The sequence below is a fragment of the Streptomyces sp. NBC_00457 genome (genome assembly GCF_036014015.1).
GTDB lineage: Bacteria > Actinomycetota > Actinomycetes > Streptomycetales > Streptomycetaceae > Streptomyces.
In genome coordinates this window covers 9153740-9173029 of sequence record NZ_CP107905.1, presented here as the reverse complement: position 1 = coordinate 9173029, position 19290 = coordinate 9153740, and the positions used below count along the sequence as shown (strand labels likewise).

At 69.4% G+C, this 19290-nt stretch carries 12 protein-coding genes and 1 pseudogene; 7 read left to right on the top strand and 6 right to left on the bottom strand.

Annotation, left to right across the window (positions count from 1 at the left end; all coding sequences use genetic code 11):
• The first annotated feature begins 5 nt into the window (after window positions 1–5).
• On the top strand, window positions 6–2483 hold the full coding sequence (locus tag OG828_RS42015) for a SpoIIE family protein phosphatase (protein WP_328504100.1): 2478 nt from the start codon (window positions 6–8) through the stop codon (window positions 2481–2483).
• Between the two features lie 28 nt (window positions 2484–2511).
• Here the strand turns inward: OG828_RS42015 and OG828_RS42010 are convergent, their stop codons facing one another.
• The 4 genes from OG828_RS42010 to OG828_RS41995 all read right to left on the bottom strand — a co-directional run bounded on the left by OG828_RS42010 (window position 2512) and on the right by OG828_RS41995 (window position 7122).
• On the bottom strand, window positions 2512–4821 hold the full coding sequence (locus OG828_RS42010; RefSeq protein ID WP_328504099.1) for a beta-L-arabinofuranosidase domain-containing protein: 2310 nt from the start codon (window positions 4819–4821) through the stop codon (window positions 2512–2514).
• Window positions 4822–4871: 50 nt separating this feature from the next.
• Window positions 4872–5981, bottom strand: coding sequence for a GDSL-type esterase/lipase family protein (locus tag OG828_RS42005; protein WP_443062530.1), 1110 nt, complete (start codon window positions 5979–5981; stop codon window positions 4872–4874).
• Window positions 5982–6067: 86 nt separating this feature from the next.
• Window positions 6068–6343 carry a hypothetical protein gene (locus OG828_RS42000; RefSeq protein WP_328369038.1) on the bottom strand — a complete coding sequence of 92 codons (276 nt, stop codon included), beginning with the start codon at window positions 6341–6343 and terminating at the stop codon, window positions 6068–6070.
• On the bottom strand, window positions 6340–7122 hold the full coding sequence (locus tag OG828_RS41995) for a phytanoyl-CoA dioxygenase family protein (RefSeq protein ID WP_328504097.1): 783 nt from the start codon (window positions 7120–7122) through the stop codon (window positions 6340–6342). Before OG828_RS41995 ends, OG828_RS42000 begins: the two co-directional genes overlap by 4 nt.
• Window positions 7123–7267: 145 nt before the next feature.
• On the opposite strand from OG828_RS41995, the gene OG828_RS41990 reads away from it, so the two are divergent.
• Window positions 7268–8062: an AraC family transcriptional regulator gene (locus OG828_RS41990; RefSeq protein WP_328504096.1), complete on the top strand. Its 795-nt coding sequence runs from the start codon at window positions 7268–7270 to the stop codon at window positions 8060–8062.
• 100 nt (window positions 8063–8162) lie between these two features.
• Here OG828_RS41990 and OG828_RS41985 read toward each other — a convergent pair whose 3' ends face one another.
• A complete protein-coding gene (locus tag OG828_RS41985) occupies window positions 8163–9500 on the bottom strand; it encodes a ferredoxin reductase family protein (protein WP_443062475.1) in 1338 nt (445 codons plus the stop codon).
• 170 nt (window positions 9501–9670) lie between these two features.
• Window positions 9671–10393 carry a FadR/GntR family transcriptional regulator gene (locus tag OG828_RS41980; protein WP_328441794.1) on the bottom strand — a complete coding sequence of 241 codons (723 nt, stop codon included), beginning with the start codon at window positions 10391–10393 and terminating at the stop codon, window positions 9671–9673.
• 180 nt (window positions 10394–10573) lie between these two features.
• On the opposite strand from OG828_RS41980, the gene OG828_RS41975 reads away from it, so the two are divergent.
• From OG828_RS41975 to OG828_RS41955, 5 genes and pseudogenes are all read left to right on the top strand, one after another.
• Window positions 10574–12571, top strand: a complete 1998-nt coding sequence (locus tag OG828_RS41975) for a right-handed parallel beta-helix repeat-containing protein (protein ID WP_328504094.1) — start codon at window positions 10574–10576, stop codon at window positions 12569–12571.
• Between the two features lie 221 nt (window positions 12572–12792).
• Window positions 12793–15024 (top strand): alpha-L-fucosidase, encoded by a 2232-nt coding sequence (locus OG828_RS41970; protein ID WP_328504093.1) that lies wholly within the window; start codon window positions 12793–12795, stop codon window positions 15022–15024.
• Window positions 15025–15144: 120 nt separating this feature from the next.
• Window positions 15145–16095 (top strand): expansin EXLX1 family cellulose-binding protein, encoded by a 951-nt coding sequence (locus OG828_RS41965; protein WP_328504092.1) that lies wholly within the window; start codon window positions 15145–15147, stop codon window positions 16093–16095.
• A 158-nt stretch (window positions 16096–16253) separates the two neighbouring features.
• Window positions 16254–17692 (top strand): annotated as a pseudogene (locus tag OG828_RS41960) (beta-galactosidase).
• 40 nt (window positions 17693–17732) lie between these two features.
• Complete coding sequence (locus OG828_RS41955; protein WP_328504091.1) at window positions 17733–19244, top strand: glycoside hydrolase family 43 protein; 1512 nt, start codon at window positions 17733–17735, stop codon at window positions 19242–19244.
• Window positions 19245–19290 lie beyond the last annotated feature (46 nt).

Sequence of the window (19290 nt, the reverse complement as noted above, 5' to 3'; positions counted from 1 at the left end):
CCTTGATGGGCAGGGCTGTCCGGACGGAGGCGTGGCGCGTGGAGATGGCCGGCAAGCAGGACGCGCCCACTGCCGTTGTCGTGGTGGACCCGGACGGCATGGTGAGCGGCTGGAGCGAGGGGGGCCGGCTGCTGCTGGGCTGGACGGCGGAGGACACCGTCGGCCACCCGGTGACCGATCTGCTGGTCGATCCCCCGCCACCCGGCTTCCCCGAGGGCTACGGCGCCGGCCCCGACCCCACGGGGTTCATCCCCCTGCGCCACCGGGACGGTTCCACGCTGGACGCCGTGGTGACGGCTCACCCCCTGTTCGGCCCCGACGCGCGCGTACTGGGTCACGCGGTGACCGTCCAGCGCTGGGGACGCCGCCCGGTGATCGCCGACCGGGCCTTCGAGCAGTCCCCCTTCGCTCTGGGCGTCTACGACCCCGATCTGCGGTTCCTGTGGATCAACGCCTCTTCGGGCCGGGTGATCGCGCACTCCGAGGAGCAGGTGCTCGGTAAGAAGTACCGCGAGGTGTTGCCCGAATACGACCGCGAGCTGTTTCCCGAAAGGGACGACAAGCCTTACACCGACAAGGTCGCCGAAGTGGCGAGGACGGGCGAGCCCGCGCGTCTCATCACCGTCTTCCACCCGCTCGGCAGCAACTACGCCAACGCCTGGGCCACCAGCATCTGGCCCGTCCGGGACGGGGAGGGCAGGGTCCGCGCGGTCGCCAACTGGGGATTCGACATGAGCGCCGAGTACTGGGCTCGGCAACGCCTGCTCCTGCTCAACGAGGCCACCCGCGGCATCGGCCGGACACTCGACGTGATCGGCACCGCCCGGGAACTGGCCAGGACCCCCGTGCCGGGCTTCGTCGACCTCGTCACCGTGGATCTCTTCGACGAGGTGCTGCGCGGAGAGGAACCGCCCGCCGCGTCCGCGGTCACCCCCGGCGAGACCATCGCGCTCAGCCGTGCCGCCCAGCACAGCGCGAGGGAGGACAGCGACCGGGCTGACGGGCCCACGATTCCGGTCAGCCACGCTCCCGGTTCCGTCGCCGCCCGCTGCATGGCCACCGGCAGGTCCACGGTCGAGCTCGCCGCTGAGCCCGGTGAGGGAAGCGAATGGGCCTTCGGGCCCGGGCTCGCCGCCGACCCGGCGCACTGGCCACCCGGCAACCCGGTGATCGACGGGTCCATCGCCGCGGAGGGGTTGACCGGCCGAATCACCGTGCCGCTCCGGGCGCGCGGCGCGCTGCTCGGTGTCGTCGCCTTCTCCCGCCGCGACCGGCCCGAGGCCTTCACCGCCGACGACCTGATCCTCGCCGAGGAGCTGACCGCCAAGGCAGCCGTCGCCATCGACAACGCCCGCCGGTACTCGCACGAGCGCACGACCGCGCTGACCCTGCAACGCAGCCTGCTGCCGCAGGGGGTGCCGAAGCAGGAGGCGGTCGACGTGGCATCCCGCTACCTGCCCGGCGGGACCGGCGCGGAAGTGGGCGGCGACTGGTTCGACGTCATTCCGCTGTCCGGCGCCCGGGTCGCCCTGGTCGTCGGCGATATCGTCGGCCACGGCCTGCACGCCTCGGCCGGCATGGGCCGGCTGCGCACGGCGGTCCGCACCCTCGCCGACGTCGACCTGCCGCCGGACGAGCTGCTGACCCACCTGGACGACCTGGTCCTCCACCTCGCCAGCGACCTCCAGTCCGCCGGCCACTTCCAGCCGACCGGCGAGTCCGGGGCCACCTGCCTGTACACCGTCTACGACCCGGTCTCCCGGCGCTTCACGCTGGCGAGCGCCGGCCATCCCCTGCCGCTGATCATCTCCCCCGACGGCACCAGCACACCGGTGCCCGCGCAGCCGGGACCGCCGCTCGGCATCGGTGGGCTGCCCTTCGAGGCCACCGAGCTCGAACTGCCCGAGGGCAGCCTGCTCGCCCTCTACACCGACGGAGTGGTGCAGAGCCGCGAGCGCGACGTCGACGAGGGGACCGCCGAACTGCGGCGGGTCCTGAACCACTCGGCCACCTCACTGGAGGCCCTGTGCGACACGGTGATGGACGCCATGCTCCCCGAACGCCGCACCGACGACGCCGCCCTGCTGCTCGCTCGCACGCACGCGCTCGATCCCCACCACGTCGCCGACTGGGACGTAGAGCCCGACCCCGCGCAGGTGCCGCGCGCCAGGAAGTTCGCCGTCGAACAGGTGGACGCCTGGGGCCTGGAGGAGGCGTCCTTCGTCACCGAACTGGTCGTCAGCGAGCTGGTCACCAACGCCATCAGATACGGCGAGCCGCCGATCAGGTTGCGGCTGATCCGCGACACGTCCCTGATCTGCGAGGTCTCCGACGCCAGCAACACCGCCCCGCACCTGCGCCGGGCCCGCGCCTTCGACGAGGGCGGGCGGGGCCTGTTGCTCGTCGCCCAGCTCACCCAGGGATGGGGCACCAGGCACACCACCAACGGCAAGACGATCTGGTGCGCGCAGACCCTCTCCTAGTCCGTCGGGATGCTGGTCCGTCAGGCTGCTAGTCCCTCACGATGCGCCACCGGTTGTCGGCTGTGCCGTTGTCCGAGTCCTGGACCGCGAACGCGCCGACAGCGGTGGAGTTGTTCGCGATGGCGAGCAGCTTGCCGCTGTGCGCGTTGCGGATCTTGTAGGTCCCGTCGCCCTGGTCGAGCAGCGTCCATCTGTGGTCGGCGGTGCCGGTGTCCGACCACTGCAGGACGGTCGCGTTGTCAGCCGTGGACATGTCCTGGACGCCGAGCACCTTGCCGCTGTGGGCGTTGCGGAAGCGGACCGCGTTTCCGTCGGTGATCATCTGCCAGTTGTGGTCGGCGGTGCCCGAGTCGTTCCATTGCAGAGCACGGCCACCGTCGGCCGTGGACATGTCCTGGATGCCCAGCACGAGACCGCTGCCCACGTTGGCGAGACGGACGGTGCCGCCGGTGTTCCAGTAGACGGTGTAGTTGTGGCCGTGCGCGTCGTGGAACGGGCCCAGGTTGACGGTGGAGCCGTTGGCGGTGGCGGTGAAGGCGAGCGAACTGCCGCTGGTCCGTGTGATCGAGGACGTGTTCAGCGAGGGGAGGGAACTGAGCGAGGAGTTGCCGTAGTTGCCGGACAGAACCACCGGGCCGTAGGTGATCGCGGCGACGTTCGCGTCGTCGTTGGCCGCTCGCACGACGATCCGCATGGGCAGGCGGACGGTGACCGTGTCGCCGGAGGTCCAGGAGCGGGTCAAGGTGGCGTAACTGCCGGGCGTGGTAGCGATGTTCTGCGCTGTGCCGTTGACGCTGACCGTGGCCCCCGTGGTCCAGCCCGGGATGCGGATGCGCATCGCCCACGTTCCGCTGACGTTGCCGGTGACGTGCAGGGTCGTGGTGTCGCTGTCCGGGTACGACGTGGTCTGGGTGACCGTGATGCCGCGCTCCGACCAGGTGAGCACCGAGGGCACGAACAGGTTCACGATCAGGGTGTTGTCACTGCGGAAGTAGATGGAGTCCATCAGCCTGGTGTGCATCTCCAGGCCCGTGCCCTGACAGCACCAGAAGGTGCCGTAGTCGGTGCTCCAGGTGCCGCCGCCCCACGCCGGGCCCACGCCGCGTCGGCCTCCCGGGTTGAGCGGGGTGAAGTAAGTGACGTGGCCGTGGTCGTCGGCCGGGTTCTGCTGGCCGATCATCTGGTTCAGCCACGCCCGCTCGTAGTAGTCGAACAGCGCGACCCGGTTCGGGTCCAGCGCGAACAACTCCCGTGTGAGGGTGAGCATGTTGAAGGTGTTGCAGCTTTCGCAGGTGTCCTGGTTCAGGTAGCCGGCGATGGCGTTCGGGGCGCGGAAGTGCTCGGCCTGGCTGTTGCCGCCGATGGCGTACGTGTGCGTGTTGACGCAGATGTTCCAGGCGTTGGTGGCGATGTCCCGGTAGCGGGTCGTCCCGGTGGCCTTGTACTCCCGGGCGGCCCCGATCCACTTGGGTACCTGGGTGTTGGCGTGCAGCCCGGCCAGCCGGTCCTGGTTGGACGCCAGCGGGTCGAACACCGCGGCGTGGTCGAACCGACGGGCGACGGTGAGCCATCGCGCGTCGCCTGTCTGCTGGTAGAGATCGGCCAGCACGGTGTTCATGCCGCCGAACTCGGTCTGCAGCATGGCCTGCATCTGCTGGCCGCTGAGCCGGCCGGTGCGCCGGTCGACCCACCCCGCCAGGGCGAGCAGCACATCGCGGGCCTGGGTGCTGCCGATGTGGCGCCATACGTCCAGCAGGCCGACGAGGGTCTTGTGGATGGTGTAGTACGGCACGTTGCCGTTGCTCAGGGTCCGCTGTTCGAGGGCGGTGAAGTCGGACTCGGGGTAGCCGGAGAGGTACCCGGCGCTGAATCCGGCGGCGCTGTTGTTGGCCTGACACTTGGCCAACTCGGCGACCATGTAGGTCGCCTTGTCGCGGCAGGCGGTGTCCCCGGTCACGGCGTACAACTGGGCCCATGCCGTGAGGAAGTGCCCTTGGACGTGGGTGCGGAAGGGGAAGTCCGGCGCGTCCCAACCGCCGTTCGTAGCAGCGCCGTTGGTGGGCAGCCGGTGGTTGGCGCGGAAGTTGTACAGCAGCCGGTCCACATCGACGAACCGCAGGTAGTTCCGCGTCCGGTTCTGGTTGTCCAGCCACCGGCTTGCGGTGAGCCGGACCTGGTCGAGAGCGAAGGGGTGCGCGGAGACCCCGATGTCGGCTCGTGCGGGCGGGACGGAAGCCGCTCGGGCGGGAGAACTACCGATGACGGAACCGGTGGCAGAGGCGGCGGCGGTGGCCCCGGCTGCTTGCAGGAGGCGCCGTCTGCTGACGGAGGAAGACATCTTGCACCCCTTTCCGTGGGGGGGAGAGGTGAACGGTGGGGCCGGTGCCGTCACCAGCCTGTCGGCAGACCGGCGATGAACGGGGTCAGCCGGTCGGCGATGAGCCGGTCGTCACGGGCCGAGTAGTGCCAGTCGCAGCCGAGGAAGTCCAGTCCCGAGTCGTCGAGGAACCAGTAGCGGACCCCGCTGTCGCCGGCGTCGTTGCGTGCCTCGACCACCTGCTGGACATGACCGGCGAACTGGCCGGCGCCGACCGCCACGATGGTCGTCCCGGCTCCGTAGCGCGTACGCAGCTTCTGGAGGAACTCGCCGTAGGCGCTGCGGTAGCCGGCCGCGAGGCTGTCGGGCGTCCACGGCTCACCGGGGTTGACGGCGGTCGAGAAGTCGTTGGTGCCGAGGTTGACCACCACGACCTGGGGTCGCCAGGTGCCCGGGTTCTGCCAGACGTCGCCTGACACGTTCAGCAGGGCACGGTCGTAGAAGGTCCGGTACGTCACGTCCGGCCGGCCTCCGTTGTAGTTGCGCACCATGCCGAGGCCCGAGTAGCCGTTGATCTGGTAGTCGGCGTTCAGTTGCCGGGCGGTGCGGGCGCCGTAGCTCACATCGGAGTTGGTGGTCCGCTTGACCTGGTCCGAGGTGCAGGTGCGGGAGGTCGAGAGGTTGCCGTAGCCCACCGTGAGGGAGTCGCCGATGAACTCGATCTGGCGGTTGCGTGGAGCCGGTTTGCTCAGTACCGCACCGCCGGACGCCGCGACGAAGCCGCCGAACGTGCTGGTGTCGCCCGGGGTGTCGTTGCGCTTGACGAGCCGGACCGTGTGCGTGCGGTCCTGGAGGCCGTTGATCCAGTGCGTGGTGTTGCCGGGCGTGACCAGCGTGGCGACGGTGGCTCCGTCGATCTGGACGTCGTAGTCGGCGGCCGAGTCGTCGAGCACGATGCCCACGCCGGTGCCTCTGACAGTGCCCTCGAAGTACACGCCGGGCCAGCTGTACTGCACCGTGTTCCCGGCGTCCTTGACCCGCCCCGCGGTGTGCGCCTGCGACAACGCGGTGGCCGCCTGCGCCGTCCCCGCGGCCCCGAGTCCGGTCAGCAGCCCCGCCATCAAGGCGGTCACAGCGGCGAGCACCCCCGTACGCCTCCCGCATCTGCGCCACGGAACCATGGATGTCATATACATGCCCTCCACCCGGGTCTCCCGCTTCCGGCGCACACCATATTGTCGAAGCGCTTCGAAGAGAACCGTCCGGGTCAAGGACGTGCGCTGTCCTCCACCTTCTCGAAGAAGAACTCGTGCTTGAGGAAGGAGACGTCGTACTCGTGGCCGGGCTGCGGCGGCAGGAGTTGGGAGGCCTGGAACAGGCGCCACCCGTCGTGCAACGCGGCGAGCCCTGTGGAGTAGGGCGGCTCGTCGCTGTCACCGGTCGTCGGACGAGTCCGGCCGGTCCCGTCGTATCGGGACCAGCCCACCACGTCGGAGTCCAGCGCCGACGTCGCGAGATAGAGGACCAGAACCTGCTGCCTCATGCGTGACTCCTCAGGGCCGGCCGGTTGGTGACGCGCGTGACCCAGTACTCGACATCGAACGAGTCGTCACCGGTCAGGGCCCGCCACAGCAGGACCCGGTTGTAGATCTCCAGTCGGGCCGCAGCCCACTCGTACCAGGGGAAGTACGTGTCGAGTTCCGCGGTCACCGCAGGGTCGTGCAGGTCGGAGGTGTCCCACAGACGCACCTGCGGCACGGTCGGGTTGAGGCGGATTTTGTACATGTAACGACGGCTCGCTGTGTCGTTGCGGCGGCCACCGTGCCAGATGCCGTGGTGCAGGAGTACGACCGTGCCTGCCGGGCAGGTCAGACGGGTCTGTCCCTTGAGGTTCTGGACGCGGCCGATGTCCGTCTCGTTGATCCTGCGCAGGTGGCTTCCGGGCACACTGAGGGTGCCGCCCATCTCGGCGGTCACCTCGTGCGGGTAGTACATGAGCTGGATGTCGAACGCGTCAGGCCGTACGTCGATGATCGCGTCGCCGTGCAGCGGCTGCGCGTGTCCCTCGTGCGGTTCGCGCACATGAACCGCGTGGTGGTCGACGGTCGGGTCGGGGCCGACCAGGCTCTCGACGGCGCCTGCGACGACCGGCAGGGCGAGCAGTTCGTGGATGAAGGTGTCCTTCGCGAACGCCCCGCCCAGCGGAGTGCCGTAGGACACTTCCGGCAGTCCCTCGGTCAAGGCCGCGATGGCCCGTTCATTGATGTCCTGGGGCACCACCCCGTCCAGGCGCAGGAATCCCTGCGCGACGAAGCGGGCCACCTGAACGGATGTCAGGAGTTGCTTGCTCGTTGGCGTGCTGACTGACGTGTTGATTGACGTGCTGGTTGACATGCGACGAACGTACGTGCCCGGTCCGGATCGGTCGTGGGCTGAAATCGTCCAGTGCTGGTAATTTTTCGTCCTCGTGAAACATGCGACGGTACGGATCGACGAGGCGCCCACCGTGGTCGGTGCCGGCATCGGGGTGCACGGTGTCTCCACCGCCCACGAGGTCTTCCGGCTGCCCGACCTGTGGCAGCTGCACCTCTACAACTACGAGGGTGCGCTGTCCCTCGGGCAGTCGGTCCACCCCATCCGCCCCGGTCACGTCAGTCTGGTGCCGCCGAACACGGAGGTGCACTTTCACTACCGGGGCAGGTCGGAGCATTTCTACGTCCATCTGCGGCTGCATGACGGCGGAACCGCGCGGTTGGTGCCGGTGATGCAGGACGCCGCGGCCGAGAGCACACGCCTGGCCGACCTGCTCCGCCGCGCCGTGACCGCCATGCCGACCTCTCCCCCGCGAGCCACGGCCGAGGTCTGGACCGCTCTGTGGCGCATCGCCGAGTTGCCGAGGAGCGAGGGCGCCGGCCGCCGTCACCCCTTCGTGGCCGCCGCACAGGCCTACGTCGAGGAACACCTGGCCGACCCGTTGTCCGTACCGGACATCGCTCGCGCCGTCGGCATCTCCCACACCCACCTGACGCGCGTGTTCCGTGCCGACACCGGCCGCACGGTCGTGTCGTACATCCGGCACCGACGCCTGCAACGCGCCCGCCACCTCCTGCTGTCCTCCACCCTGTCCATCACCGCCATCGCCGCGGCCGTGGGCATCTCCGATCTCCAGGCCTTCAACAAGGCCTGCCACCGTGAACTCGGCGCGAGCCCGCGTGACGTACGGGCGGCTGCCCCTGCGGGGCCGGACGCCCCAGGACGGTAAGTGGTGCCGGAGTCGGAGTAAGCGCCGATGACAACGTTCGGTCTCGGATCGCGGTGCGGCAGGCACGTGGCTTGTCCGCTTGTCCGCGCCTGCGCGGGACTCAGGCCAGGCCGAACCGCTCGGCGTGCACTTGCCGTTGGGGGACCTTCAGCCCGCGCAGGGCGCTGAGCACGGCCGAGGTCATCGTGGGCGGGCCGCAGACGTACACGTCGCGTTCGGTTATGTCGGGAACCATGGCACGGAGACTGTCCGGCTCGAACGGCGGGTTCCCCTCGCCCGTGCGGCCGGTGAGCAGGTGCAGCCGCCCACCGCGGGCCTCGACCAGGGCCCGTACCTCGTCGACCAGCACGGCGTCGTTCTCGCTGCGCACCCGGTAGAGCACGACGACGTCACCGGCCGGTTCCTCCTCCAGCAGGGCTCGGACGGGCGTGATCCCCACTCCTCCGGCGATCAGCAGCGCGCCGGGCCGCGTACGGTGCAACGAGGTGAACGCTCCGTACGGCCCCTCGACGAACGCGCGGCTCCCGACCGGGACATGGCGCAGACCGGCGCTGGTGCTGCCGACCGCCTTGGCGGTCAGGCGCAGTGTGCGGCCGTCGGGGGCCGCCGACAGCGAGAACGGATTGGCCGGCCACCAGCCGTTGTGCCCGGGGAACCGCCAGATGCAGAACTGGCCCGCCCTGGTCGGCAGCTTGTCGAGGTGGCGGCCGGTGATGTGCACCGACACCACGTCGTCCGACTCCGGCACCACCGCCGTGACCTCGAACCGGTGATAGGCGTTGCGCCAAAGAGGCATCACGATCCGCCCCGTGATCAGGGCACCGAACGCGAACAGCCACAGGGCCCACCAGTAGGTCATCGCGAGCGTGGAGGAGCTGAAGGTCGTGGTCTCCTGCAACTGGTGGACGAACGCCAGCCCCAATGCCACGTACAGCAGCAGGTGCACGCCGTGCCAGGTCTCGTACCGCAGCCGCCGCCTCACCTGTCGGGTGGAGACCGCGGCGACCACGACGACGGTCGCCGCGGCCAGCATCCCGAGCAGGGAGGCCGGCACTCCGGCCAGCGCGAAGAACGTCTTCGTCACCGACGCGTCATCGAGCCGCGCGTAGCCCAGCACCACCAGCGTGGCGTGGGTGAGGAGGGTCCACAGCAGAGTGAAGCCAACCCAACGGTGCCACACCGTCAACCGGTCCATGCCGATACGGCGGTCGAGCCACGGCAGCCGGGCCACCAGCAGCAGCTGGAACAGCATCAGCACGGCCGCGTGCAGGCCGAAGAACTTGGCGACCGTGAGCACCCCGTTCTTGCCGGTCCCGGCGGTGAGGAACAAGATCTCGACGATCACCAAGTTGACGACGACAAACGTCCACAGCGCCCACCGCGCCGCAACGACCGGAGGTATGGCGCCTTGCCGCACCCGTGAAACCGTAGCCTCCACCGCTTCCCCCTCTTGCCCATGTGACGCACTCGCGCGCCATGAGTATCACCCTCAGACCAGGGATTGACTGCCACGGCGGCTCCAACCAGAAGTGGACGACTCTGACCGCCGGACGACCGGGGCTCGTCGGTGGATCAGTTCCTTGCGGCTCGAGGGGCGATGTACGCCCGTCACGTCCGCGCTGCCGTCCCGACGGAGAGGGGTTCGGTGGCGCGCAGGTGTTCCCTCAGCCACTGCTCGGTGTTGCTCACGTGGAGCAGCGCGGCGGCCTGGCTGAGGGCGGCGTCACGGGTGGACAGCGCGTTGAAGATCGCCTCGTGCTCGGCGAGAGTGCGGCCGGCGGCCTTGTCGTCGACCAGACCGCGCCAGATGCGGGCGCGCAGGGTGCGGCCGGAGATGCCCTCCAGGAGGGCCAGGAGGCTGTCGTTGCCCGTGGCCGAGACGACGGCGCGATGGAAGGCCGCGTCGTGGGCGTTGAGCCGTTCGACGTCGTCGCAGGCCTCGCGCATGGCGTCCAAGTGCCGCTTCACCTCGGCCAGTTGGGCGTCGGAGATGCGGGTGGCGGCAAGTGCCGTGGCCATCGGTTCGAGGAGCCGCCGTACCTCCATGAGGTCCTGCAGGGCGACCGAGTCGCCCTGGAGCAGTTCCACCGCGCCGCCGAGCCCTTCCAGCAGCAGGCTCGGCTGGAGGCTGGTCACATACGTGCCGTCGCCCCGCCGGACCTCCAGGACCCGCGCTACGGCCAGCGCCTTGACCGCTTCCCGGGCGAGGTTGCGGGAGAGCCCCAGCTGAGCGGCGAGGTCCGGCTCCGGTGGGAGCTTCGAGCCCGGCGGCAGGGCACCGGTCCGGATCAGCTCACGGAGCTGCTCGATGGCCTTGTCCGTCAGAGACACCGCTCATCCCTCCCCCCACCGTGCCCGTGAGCACGTCCCACCTGATCAGCCCCCGAGTGACGTTGATGATACTGGGATGCCGGCGATTGCGACTTTGGTCGGCGATGCCGCTACCTCAGGACGACTGCGCACCATCTCGTGCCGCCCCCACGGTGGAACTCCGTACAACGAGGAGGCAGCGTGGCGATCTTCCGGACACGGACAAGGGCAGGCGCCGTGGCGCAGGCGGCCGTGGCGATGGGGCTCTCGGTGGCGGCCCTGCCGTCTCCGGCGGCGGCGGCCTTACCGGCCCCGACGGCGACCCCCACGCAGCTGTACGTCGCTCCTTGGGGCAAGGACACCTGGCCCGGCACCCTGGACCGGCCCTTCGCCACACCGGCACGCGCGCAACAGGCCGTACGCGCCCGGGCGCCGCGGATGACGTCGGACCTGGTGGTGAACCTGCGCGGCGGGACGTACCAGCTGAAGGCGCCGCTGCGCCTGTCGGAGGCCGCGGGCGACTCCGGCCGGGGCGGCCACCGGGTGATCTACCAGGCGTACGGCCATGGCACACCGCGACAGGAGCGGGTGACGATCAGTGGCGGCCGTCAGATCTCCGAGTGGCGGCCGGACGGACGGCTCAGGGGATTCTGGCGCGCGGACGTGGGCGGGCTCGAGACCCGCCAGCTCTACGTCGAGGGCCGGCGTGCCACGCGGCTGACGCGCGACGGTGCGGGCTTCCCGGGCACGCTGAAGACGACCAGGACCGGTTACGTCACCACCAGCACCGTCCCGCGAACCTGGCGGAATCCCGGCGACATCGAGTTCGTCTACCGTTCCGGCTATGTCGAGGGCCGCTGCGGAGTCGCGGGGGTCTCCGGAAGCGCCCGCCGGACCACCATCACCATGGACCAGCCGTGCTGGGATCTGGCCCAAGAGCTGTACGGGGGCCCGGAGTTGCTCGAAGAGCCGACCAGTGTGGAGAACTCCCCCAGCTTCGCGCCCAAGCCCGGCAGCTGGTATCTCGACCGCTCCCGGCCCGGACACCACGAGGTGCTCTACTTCCCGCGGCCCGGCGAGGACATGCGCCGGGCCAGGGTGGTCGCCCCGGTCCTGGAGACCCTGGTCACCGGCACCGGCCGTCCGGGCCGCCCCCTCCACGACATCGCCTTCCGCGGCCTGACGTTCGCGTACGCCACCTGGCTGGCGCCCAGCGAACCCGCAGGGTTTCCCGCCGCCTGGAGCATGTACCTGAGGCCCGGGAAGAGCGAAGACGCGAGGCTGCTCACGGTGCCCGGCACCGTCGCCTTTCGCACCGCCGAGCGGATCACCTTCGAGGGCAACCGTTTCACCCATCTCGGCGCCCAGGCGCTGGAGTTGTCCGAGAACAGCTCGTACAACGTCGTCGACGGCAATGTCATCAGCGACGTCTCCGACGGCGGCATCCTGATGGGAGTGGTCCCGCCCGACGAGAAGGGGACCAACCGCGGCAACCGGATCACCAACAACTGGATCCATCACGTCGGCGCCGAGTACCACGCGGCCTCCGGCATCTGGGACACCGCAACCCAGGAGACCACCATCGCGCACAACCAGGTCAACGACGTGCCCTACACCGGCATCCTCTCCGGGCCCAGCGACGACCTGCGGGGCATCATGCGCGGCAACCGCATCCTCGACAACCGCGTCTTCGCGACGAACCGGCTCCTCGAGGACGGAGGCGGTATCTACCTGCGCGGCGAACAGGGCAGCTCCTTCGCCGACGGGGCCGTCATCAGCGGCAACGCGGTCACCGACAGCAAGTACGGCGACTGGAACGTCGGGATCTACACCGACGACAGCACCAACTGGGTCACCGTGGACCGCAACACGGTCTACGACTACGTCGCCTCCATCGGCGGCTGCAGCGAGGAATGGGGTAACCGCCCCGTCCAGAACGTGCGCTACCGCGGCAACTTCTGGGACGACGCCGTGCCCGAATGGCTCGAACGACGGGACTTCCCCGGAGCCTGGCCCCCGGCCGACGAGCAGAACCCGGAGGAGGGGTGCGGAGACCCGCACCGCCTTGCCTTCACCGACAACACCCTGCTGCCTCCCCGCAACCCCGGCCCGGCCTGCGCCACCGACCCCACCTGCGCCGCCCTCCTGGGGAACGCCGGCCCTCTCCCGTCCTACCGCCAGCGCTTGGGCATGCCATGACGGCATGGCGAGTCGCGTGCGCACTGTCAGGGCATAAACATGCCATGTTTGAGAGGTCTCACATCGCATAAAATGCATCAGTAATCGGACCAACTACCTGACCGTACAGCGCCATTCATCCCTGCACACCCGTTGACATCCCAGTGAGACATGACAGACCTTCATGCGTAACAAGCGACGCCCTGCATTCGTCCGCCCCCCTCCGCATCAGGGATGTCTCCATGTCCAGTTCGATCAACAGACGCAACTTCCTGGCCGGCGCCACCTGCGTGGCCGCGGCGGCCGTTGCCGGAGGCGTGTTAGGTGCAGGCCCCGCTCAGGCGGCGCCCGGCACCTACACGCCCGACTGGGACTCGGTCGACCAGCACCCGCCGGCCCCGGAGTGGTTCCAGGACGCGAAGTTCGGGATCTACTTCCACTGGGGCGCCTTCAGCGTCCCCGCCTACGACAACGAGTGGTACCCGCGGAGCATGTACCAGGCGGGCAGCAACGCCAACCGGCACCACATCGCGACCTACGGCCCGCCGTCGGCGTGGCCGTACCACAACTTCATCAACGGAGCGCGGGACCTTGCGGGCAACACCGTCAAGTTCGCACCGAAGCTGAAGTCCGCCGGCGGGAACTTCGACCCCGACGAGTGGGCGCAGCTGTTCGTCGACGCCGGCGCCAGGTTCGCCGGCCCGGTGGCCGAGCACCATGACGGCTTCTCCATGTGGGACAGCCAGGTCAACGAGTGGAACTCGGTGAAGAAGGGCCCGGGACTGGACCTGCTGCGGCTCTTCTCCACGGCCATCCGCGCCAAGGGCCTGAAGCTGCTGGTGTCCATGCACCATGCGTACAACTTCACCGGCTTCTACGAACATGTCCCCGCCCAGACGGACCCGAGCCTCAAGAAGCTCTACGGGCAGCTGGGTTCGGCGGCGGAGAACCAGCTCTGGTTCGACAAGCTCAAGGAGGTCATCGACCACGCCCAGCCCGACATCCTCTGGCAGGACTTCAATCTCGTTGCCGTCGACGAGCAACAGCGCCTGAACTTCCTGGCGTACTACTACAACCAGGCCAACAGCTGGGGCCGCGAGGTCGTCACCACGTACAAGGACGGCATGCACGGCAAGGGCGAGGTCTTCGACTACGAACGCGGCGGTCCGGCCGATCTCACTACGCCGTACTGGCTGACCGACGACAGCATCTCCAGCAGCAGTTGGTGCTACACCCAGGGCATCGGCTACTACACCCTCCAGCAGATGCTGCATTCGTTCATCGACCGGGTCAGCAAGAACGGCAACATGCTGCTGAACATCGCGCCGAAGGCCGACGGCACCATCCCCCAGGCGCAGAAGGACATCCTGCTCGGCATCGGGGACCACCTGAAGCGCTTCGGCGAGTCGGTGTACGGGACCCGCGCCTGGACGGTGTACGGCGAGGGCCCGACGAAGATGGGCGGCGGCTCGTTCACCACTCCGCACGCCGGTACGCCGCAGGACCTCCGCTTCACCCGGAACAAGGCGGGCACCGTCCTGTACGCCACCGTCCTGGGCTGGCCCGGCAGTTCGCTGACGATCAAGACACTCGGCTCGGACCGGATCAACCTCTCGTCGCTGACCTCGGTCAAGCTCCTCGGCACCACCGCCGGCACCTACATCGACCTGCCCACGCCGGCCCAGAACGCGTCCGGACTCACGGTCACCCTGCCGTCGTCGGCGCCGTACAGTGCGGGCGCCTATGTCCTGAAGCTCGTCTTCTCCGGCACGATCCCGGGCCTGCGGCCGCTCGCCGGCGCCATCGCCTTCACGGACGTCGACTACACCGGCAACGCCGGCGTGTTCACCCTCGGCGACCACACCGCGGCCGACCTGACCGCCGCCGGACTGAGCGCGCGCACCCTCTCCTCCCTCCGGCCGGCTCCCGGCTACCAGGTCATCGGCTACTCCGGGGACAACTTCACCGGCACCTCCTGGACGTTCACCGCCGACAACCCCGACCTGCGGGTCACCGGCAGCAACGACCAGATCACCTCGCTGAGGGTCCGGTTCAACCCGGCGACGTACTTCCGGATCACCAACGCCGCCAACGGACTCGCCCTGGACAGCGGTGGCAACGTGGCTTCCGGGTCGAACCTCAAGCAGTGGACCTGGGACGGCAGTTCCCATCTGCAGTGGCAGGCGGAGGCGGTCTCCGGCGGCTACTACAGGCTCGTCAACCGTACGAACGGCATGGTCGCCGACGGCTGGGGCGCCACCGCCGACGGCTCAGCCACCCGACAGGCCCCCTGGAACGGCGGCCCCAACCAGCAGTGGACGATCACCCACCGGGGCGGCGACCGCTACTCGATCGCCAACCGCACGACGGGTCTCGTCCTGGACGGCGGCGGCAAGGTCGACTCGGGCTCCGTCACCAAGCAGTGGACGTACGGCAGCAGCGACAACCTGCTGTGGACCTTCACGGCCCTCTGATCCTCGGGACGTAAGGAGAAGAACCGCCTCACCGTTCCTCGAGAAGTCGTCGGCAACCTTTTCGGGTCCGGCGGTCACTGAGCAGTGCACCATCGGCTCGATCTTCCGAACGGACGGGTAATGACGACATCGAGGCAGGCCGCGCGGCAGCGCAGGCAGAGGCGCAGGCTCGTGTTGGGCGCCACCGTGGCGGTGACCGCCGTAAGCGTGCTCGCCTACCTGGTCATGGCGTTGCCGCAGGACCGCAAGGCCGATGCAGGGCCCACCGCGGCCACGCCCATCGCCACCACCCAAGAAGCAGCCACCCCGACCGGGACGGCCACTCCGAGCGCGACAGCGAAACCGACCGCGACCGGCACCCCGTCCCCCACACGCAGTGCGACCACCCCGGCAGCACGACCGTCACCGAAAGCCACCCCTCGGCCCCCGCGAACGGCAGCCGGCACGGCATCGACGACCGGACGCATTCAGCCGAAGACCACCTACCAAGGAGTCGCCACCGCCTACGAGGCCGCCGACGGAAACGGTGCCTGTCTGTTCGGCCCGAGCCCCGACCTCATGATCGCGGCGATGAACACCACCGACTACGAGACGTCCAGGGCGTGCGGCGCGTACGTCCTCGTCCGCGCGGCCAACGGCAAGTCGATCACCGTACGGATCACCAACGAATGCCCCCTGCCCTGCGCACCCGGGCAGATCGACCTCAGCCAGCAGGCCTTCGCCAAACTCGCCGACCTCAAGGTCGGCCGGATCCCGATCACCTGGCAGCTGCTGAGCCCCAGCACGTCCGAGACGATCTCCATCAGGTACAAGACCGGGTCCAGCCAATATTGGTGCGGCATCCAGGCGATCGGCCACCGGAATCCGGTAGCACGCCTGGAGGTCCGGACCGGCGGCGGCTGGCGGCAGCTGCCGCGCACCGAATACAACTACTTCCTCTCCGAGGGCGGCAGCGGCTGCGGCAGCTCGATCAGACTCACGGACATCTACGGAGAGCAACTGACCATCGCCGGGCTCGCGGTGCGGCCGAACGTCGTGCAACCGACCCGGGTTCAGTTCGCCCAGCACTGACCCCGCCGTCCCGTGGGCACGTGAGGTGTCGAAGCGCATCGACACCCATCTCTGCCTGGTTCCTTCTGTTCAGGCTCTTGTTTCGCACGAAACAAGTCCGTTACCTTCCCCATCAAGTGAAGCGCTTCGACAGCTTCGAGGGAAGGGCCGCGACCGTTATGTCGGCACGCAGCATCACCGACCGCCTGGGAGGCCTCGTCTTCGGCGGGGACTACAACCCCGAGCAGTGGGACGAGCCGGTCTGGAAAGAGGACGACGAGCTCATGCGCAGGGCCAGGGTCAACCTGGCCACTCTCGGCGTCTTTTCCTGGGCCCTGCTCGAACCGGAGCAGGGGCGCTACGACTTCGCCTGGCTCGACGCCCACATCGAACGCCTGCACGCGAACGGCGTGGCCGTCGACCTCGCCACCCCGACGGCACCCGTCTCGTGCACGGCAGCCGCGACACGTACTGCCTCGCCCGCCTACCGCAGCGCCGCCCGCCGGATCGCCTCCGCGCTGGCCGAACGGTACGGCGACCATCCCGCTCGCGCGCTGTGCTCAACGAGGCGTGGGGCACGGCTTTCTGGAGCCAGTGGTACACCTCCTGGGAGCAGGTGCTGGCGCCGCGTGCGACCCAGTACCACAAGAACCCGGGGCAGACGGTGGACTTCCACCGCTTCTGGGGCGACGAGATCATCGCCGCCTACTGCGAGCAGCGCGACGCGATCCGCGAGCACAGCGACCGTCCGGTGACGACGAACCTGATGCTGCCCTACTACCTGAGACTCAACCTGTGGGCGTTCGCCCGCGAACTCGACATCGTCGCCTCCGACCAGTATCCGTCCGAACTCGGCCTGGACTCCGCCGCCCACGTCGCCTTCTACGCCGACCGCTCCCGCTCCCTGGCCGGCGGTCGCCCGTGGCTGCTGATGGAGCAGGGCACCAGCACCGTCTACGACAGCGAGCAGGTGCTCGGCAAGGAACCCGGCGAGGTCCTGCGCCACAGCCTCGGCCACATCGCGCGCGGCTCGGAGGGTGCCCTGTTCGTCCAGTGGCGGCAGTCCCGGGCCGGCGCCGAGACCTGGCACTCGGCGATGCTGCCGCGCGCGGGTCCCGACAGCCGTATCTTCCGCGAGGTCACGCAGACCGGCGAGGCCCCCGAACAGCGCGCCATCTGGGCCTATCCACAGCCGGAGGACTCCCTCGACGAGGTCGCCTTCACCATGGCGAGCGCCCTCCTCGGCCGCATCCATCTCTCCGTCCGGCTCCCGGAGTTGGGGCCCGAGGCGCGTGCCCTGGTCCACGAAGCGGTCACGGCGTACAAGGCCATTCGCGCCGACCTGCCCGGCGCCGTGCCGTCCTGGTCACTGGGGCTGCCCGGCTGGGACGACCCCTGGATCGCTCTCGCTCTGCACACCCACGCCACCACCTACCTCACCGCCCTCCGGCTGTCCGAGCCGGAGGGCAGGGCGGCGCGGGTCGAGGTGCTGTATCCCTCCGCACGTCAGGCCGTTGCCGTCTGGAACGCGGACACGGCCGATCTCACCGTGACCCTGCCCACCGCGCCGTCCGCGGCGCTGCTCCGCATCACCCGCACGGAGCCGGACGCTCTCTGAGCGCCGCCCTGCCGCTGCCCCGACGAAAGGACGACCAAGGGTGCCCGCTCAGAACCGGCCCGCCCGCGCCGCCAACCCCGTGCTCCCCGGCTTCCATCCCGACCCCAGCGTCTGCCGGGTCGGCGACGACTACTACCTCGCCTGCTCCAGCTTCGAGTACTTCCCCGGCGTACCTCTCTTCCACAGCCGTGACCTGGTGCACTGGCGGCAGATCGGCAACGTACTGGAACGGCCGGAGCAGTTGCGTCTGCCGGCCTCCATGCCGTCCTCGGGCGGCATCTACGCCCCCACCCTGCGCCATCACGACGGGCGTTTCTGGTTGATCGTCACCAATGCCCAGGAGGGTGGCGGCAACCTGATCGTCACCGCGACCGACCCGGCCGGACCTTGGTCGGATCCGATCCCGGCGCCAGGCGTGCCCGGTATCGATCCGGACCTGGCCTGGGACGAGGACGGCACCTGCTGGTGCACCGTCGCCGGGGTGGCGCAGGTCCGCCTCGACCCGTCTACAGGCGAGACATACGGGACGCCGCACAAGCTCTGGTCCGGCGGCCCCGGCGCGAAGGCTCCGGAGGCGCCGCACCTGTACCGGATCGGCGACTACTGGTACCTGCTCATCGCCGAGGGCGGCACCGAACGCGGTCACGGCGTGTCGATCGCTCGCGGCCGCACGCCCCAGGGTCCGTTCGAGCCGTGCCCGGCCAACCCGGTCCTCACCCACCGCGGCACCGACCACCCCGTGCAGAACACCGGACACGCGGACCTGGTCCAAGGACCCGACGGCTCCTGGTGGATGGTCTTCCTCGGCGTACGACCCCGCGGCGGGACCCCCGGCTGGCACGTGCTCGGCCGGGAGACCTTCCTGGCTCCTGTGACCTGGGAGGACGGCTGGCCGGTCGTCGGCGAGGTCACCCTGGATCTGTCCGAGCTCCCCTGGCCGCTTTCCCCCGCTCCCGCCGAGGAAGGGCGGGACGACTTCGAGCTCAGCGGACTCGGGCCGGCCTGGATCTCCGTGCGGGACCGTCCCGCCGAGCTCTGCACCACCAAGGAGCGCCCCGGCTGGCTGACGCTCCGCGCGCGGGGCGGCTCGCTGGACGAGCCCGACGTGGTGTTCACCGGCCGACGCCAGCAGCACCTCAGCTGCCGGGCCCGCACTCTGCTCGACGCGGAGCAGGGGCGCGGCGGCCTCGCCGTCCGGCTGGACGAGCGGCACCACTACGCGATCGAGGCGTCCGGGACGGACGTACGGGTGATCGCGCGCGTCGGCTCCCTGCGCACGGTCGTGGCCGAACGCTCCGTACCCGCCGGGCCATTGGTCCTCGCCGTCACCGTCACGGACCCACCGCCTCCGCACGGACCGTGCACCGGACCCGACGTCGTCTCCCTCGGCATCGAACAACCCGACGGCACGTTCACCGAGTTCGCGGCCCTCGACGGCCGCTACCTGTCGACCGAGGTCGCCGGCGGCTTCACCGGCCGGGTCATCGGCATGTACGCCACCGCAGGCACCGTCCACTTCGACTGGTTCGACCACGAGCCCCTCGAAGACTGAACCGACCGAACGGCACGACCGGAACCGAAGGGCACGACCGACCGAA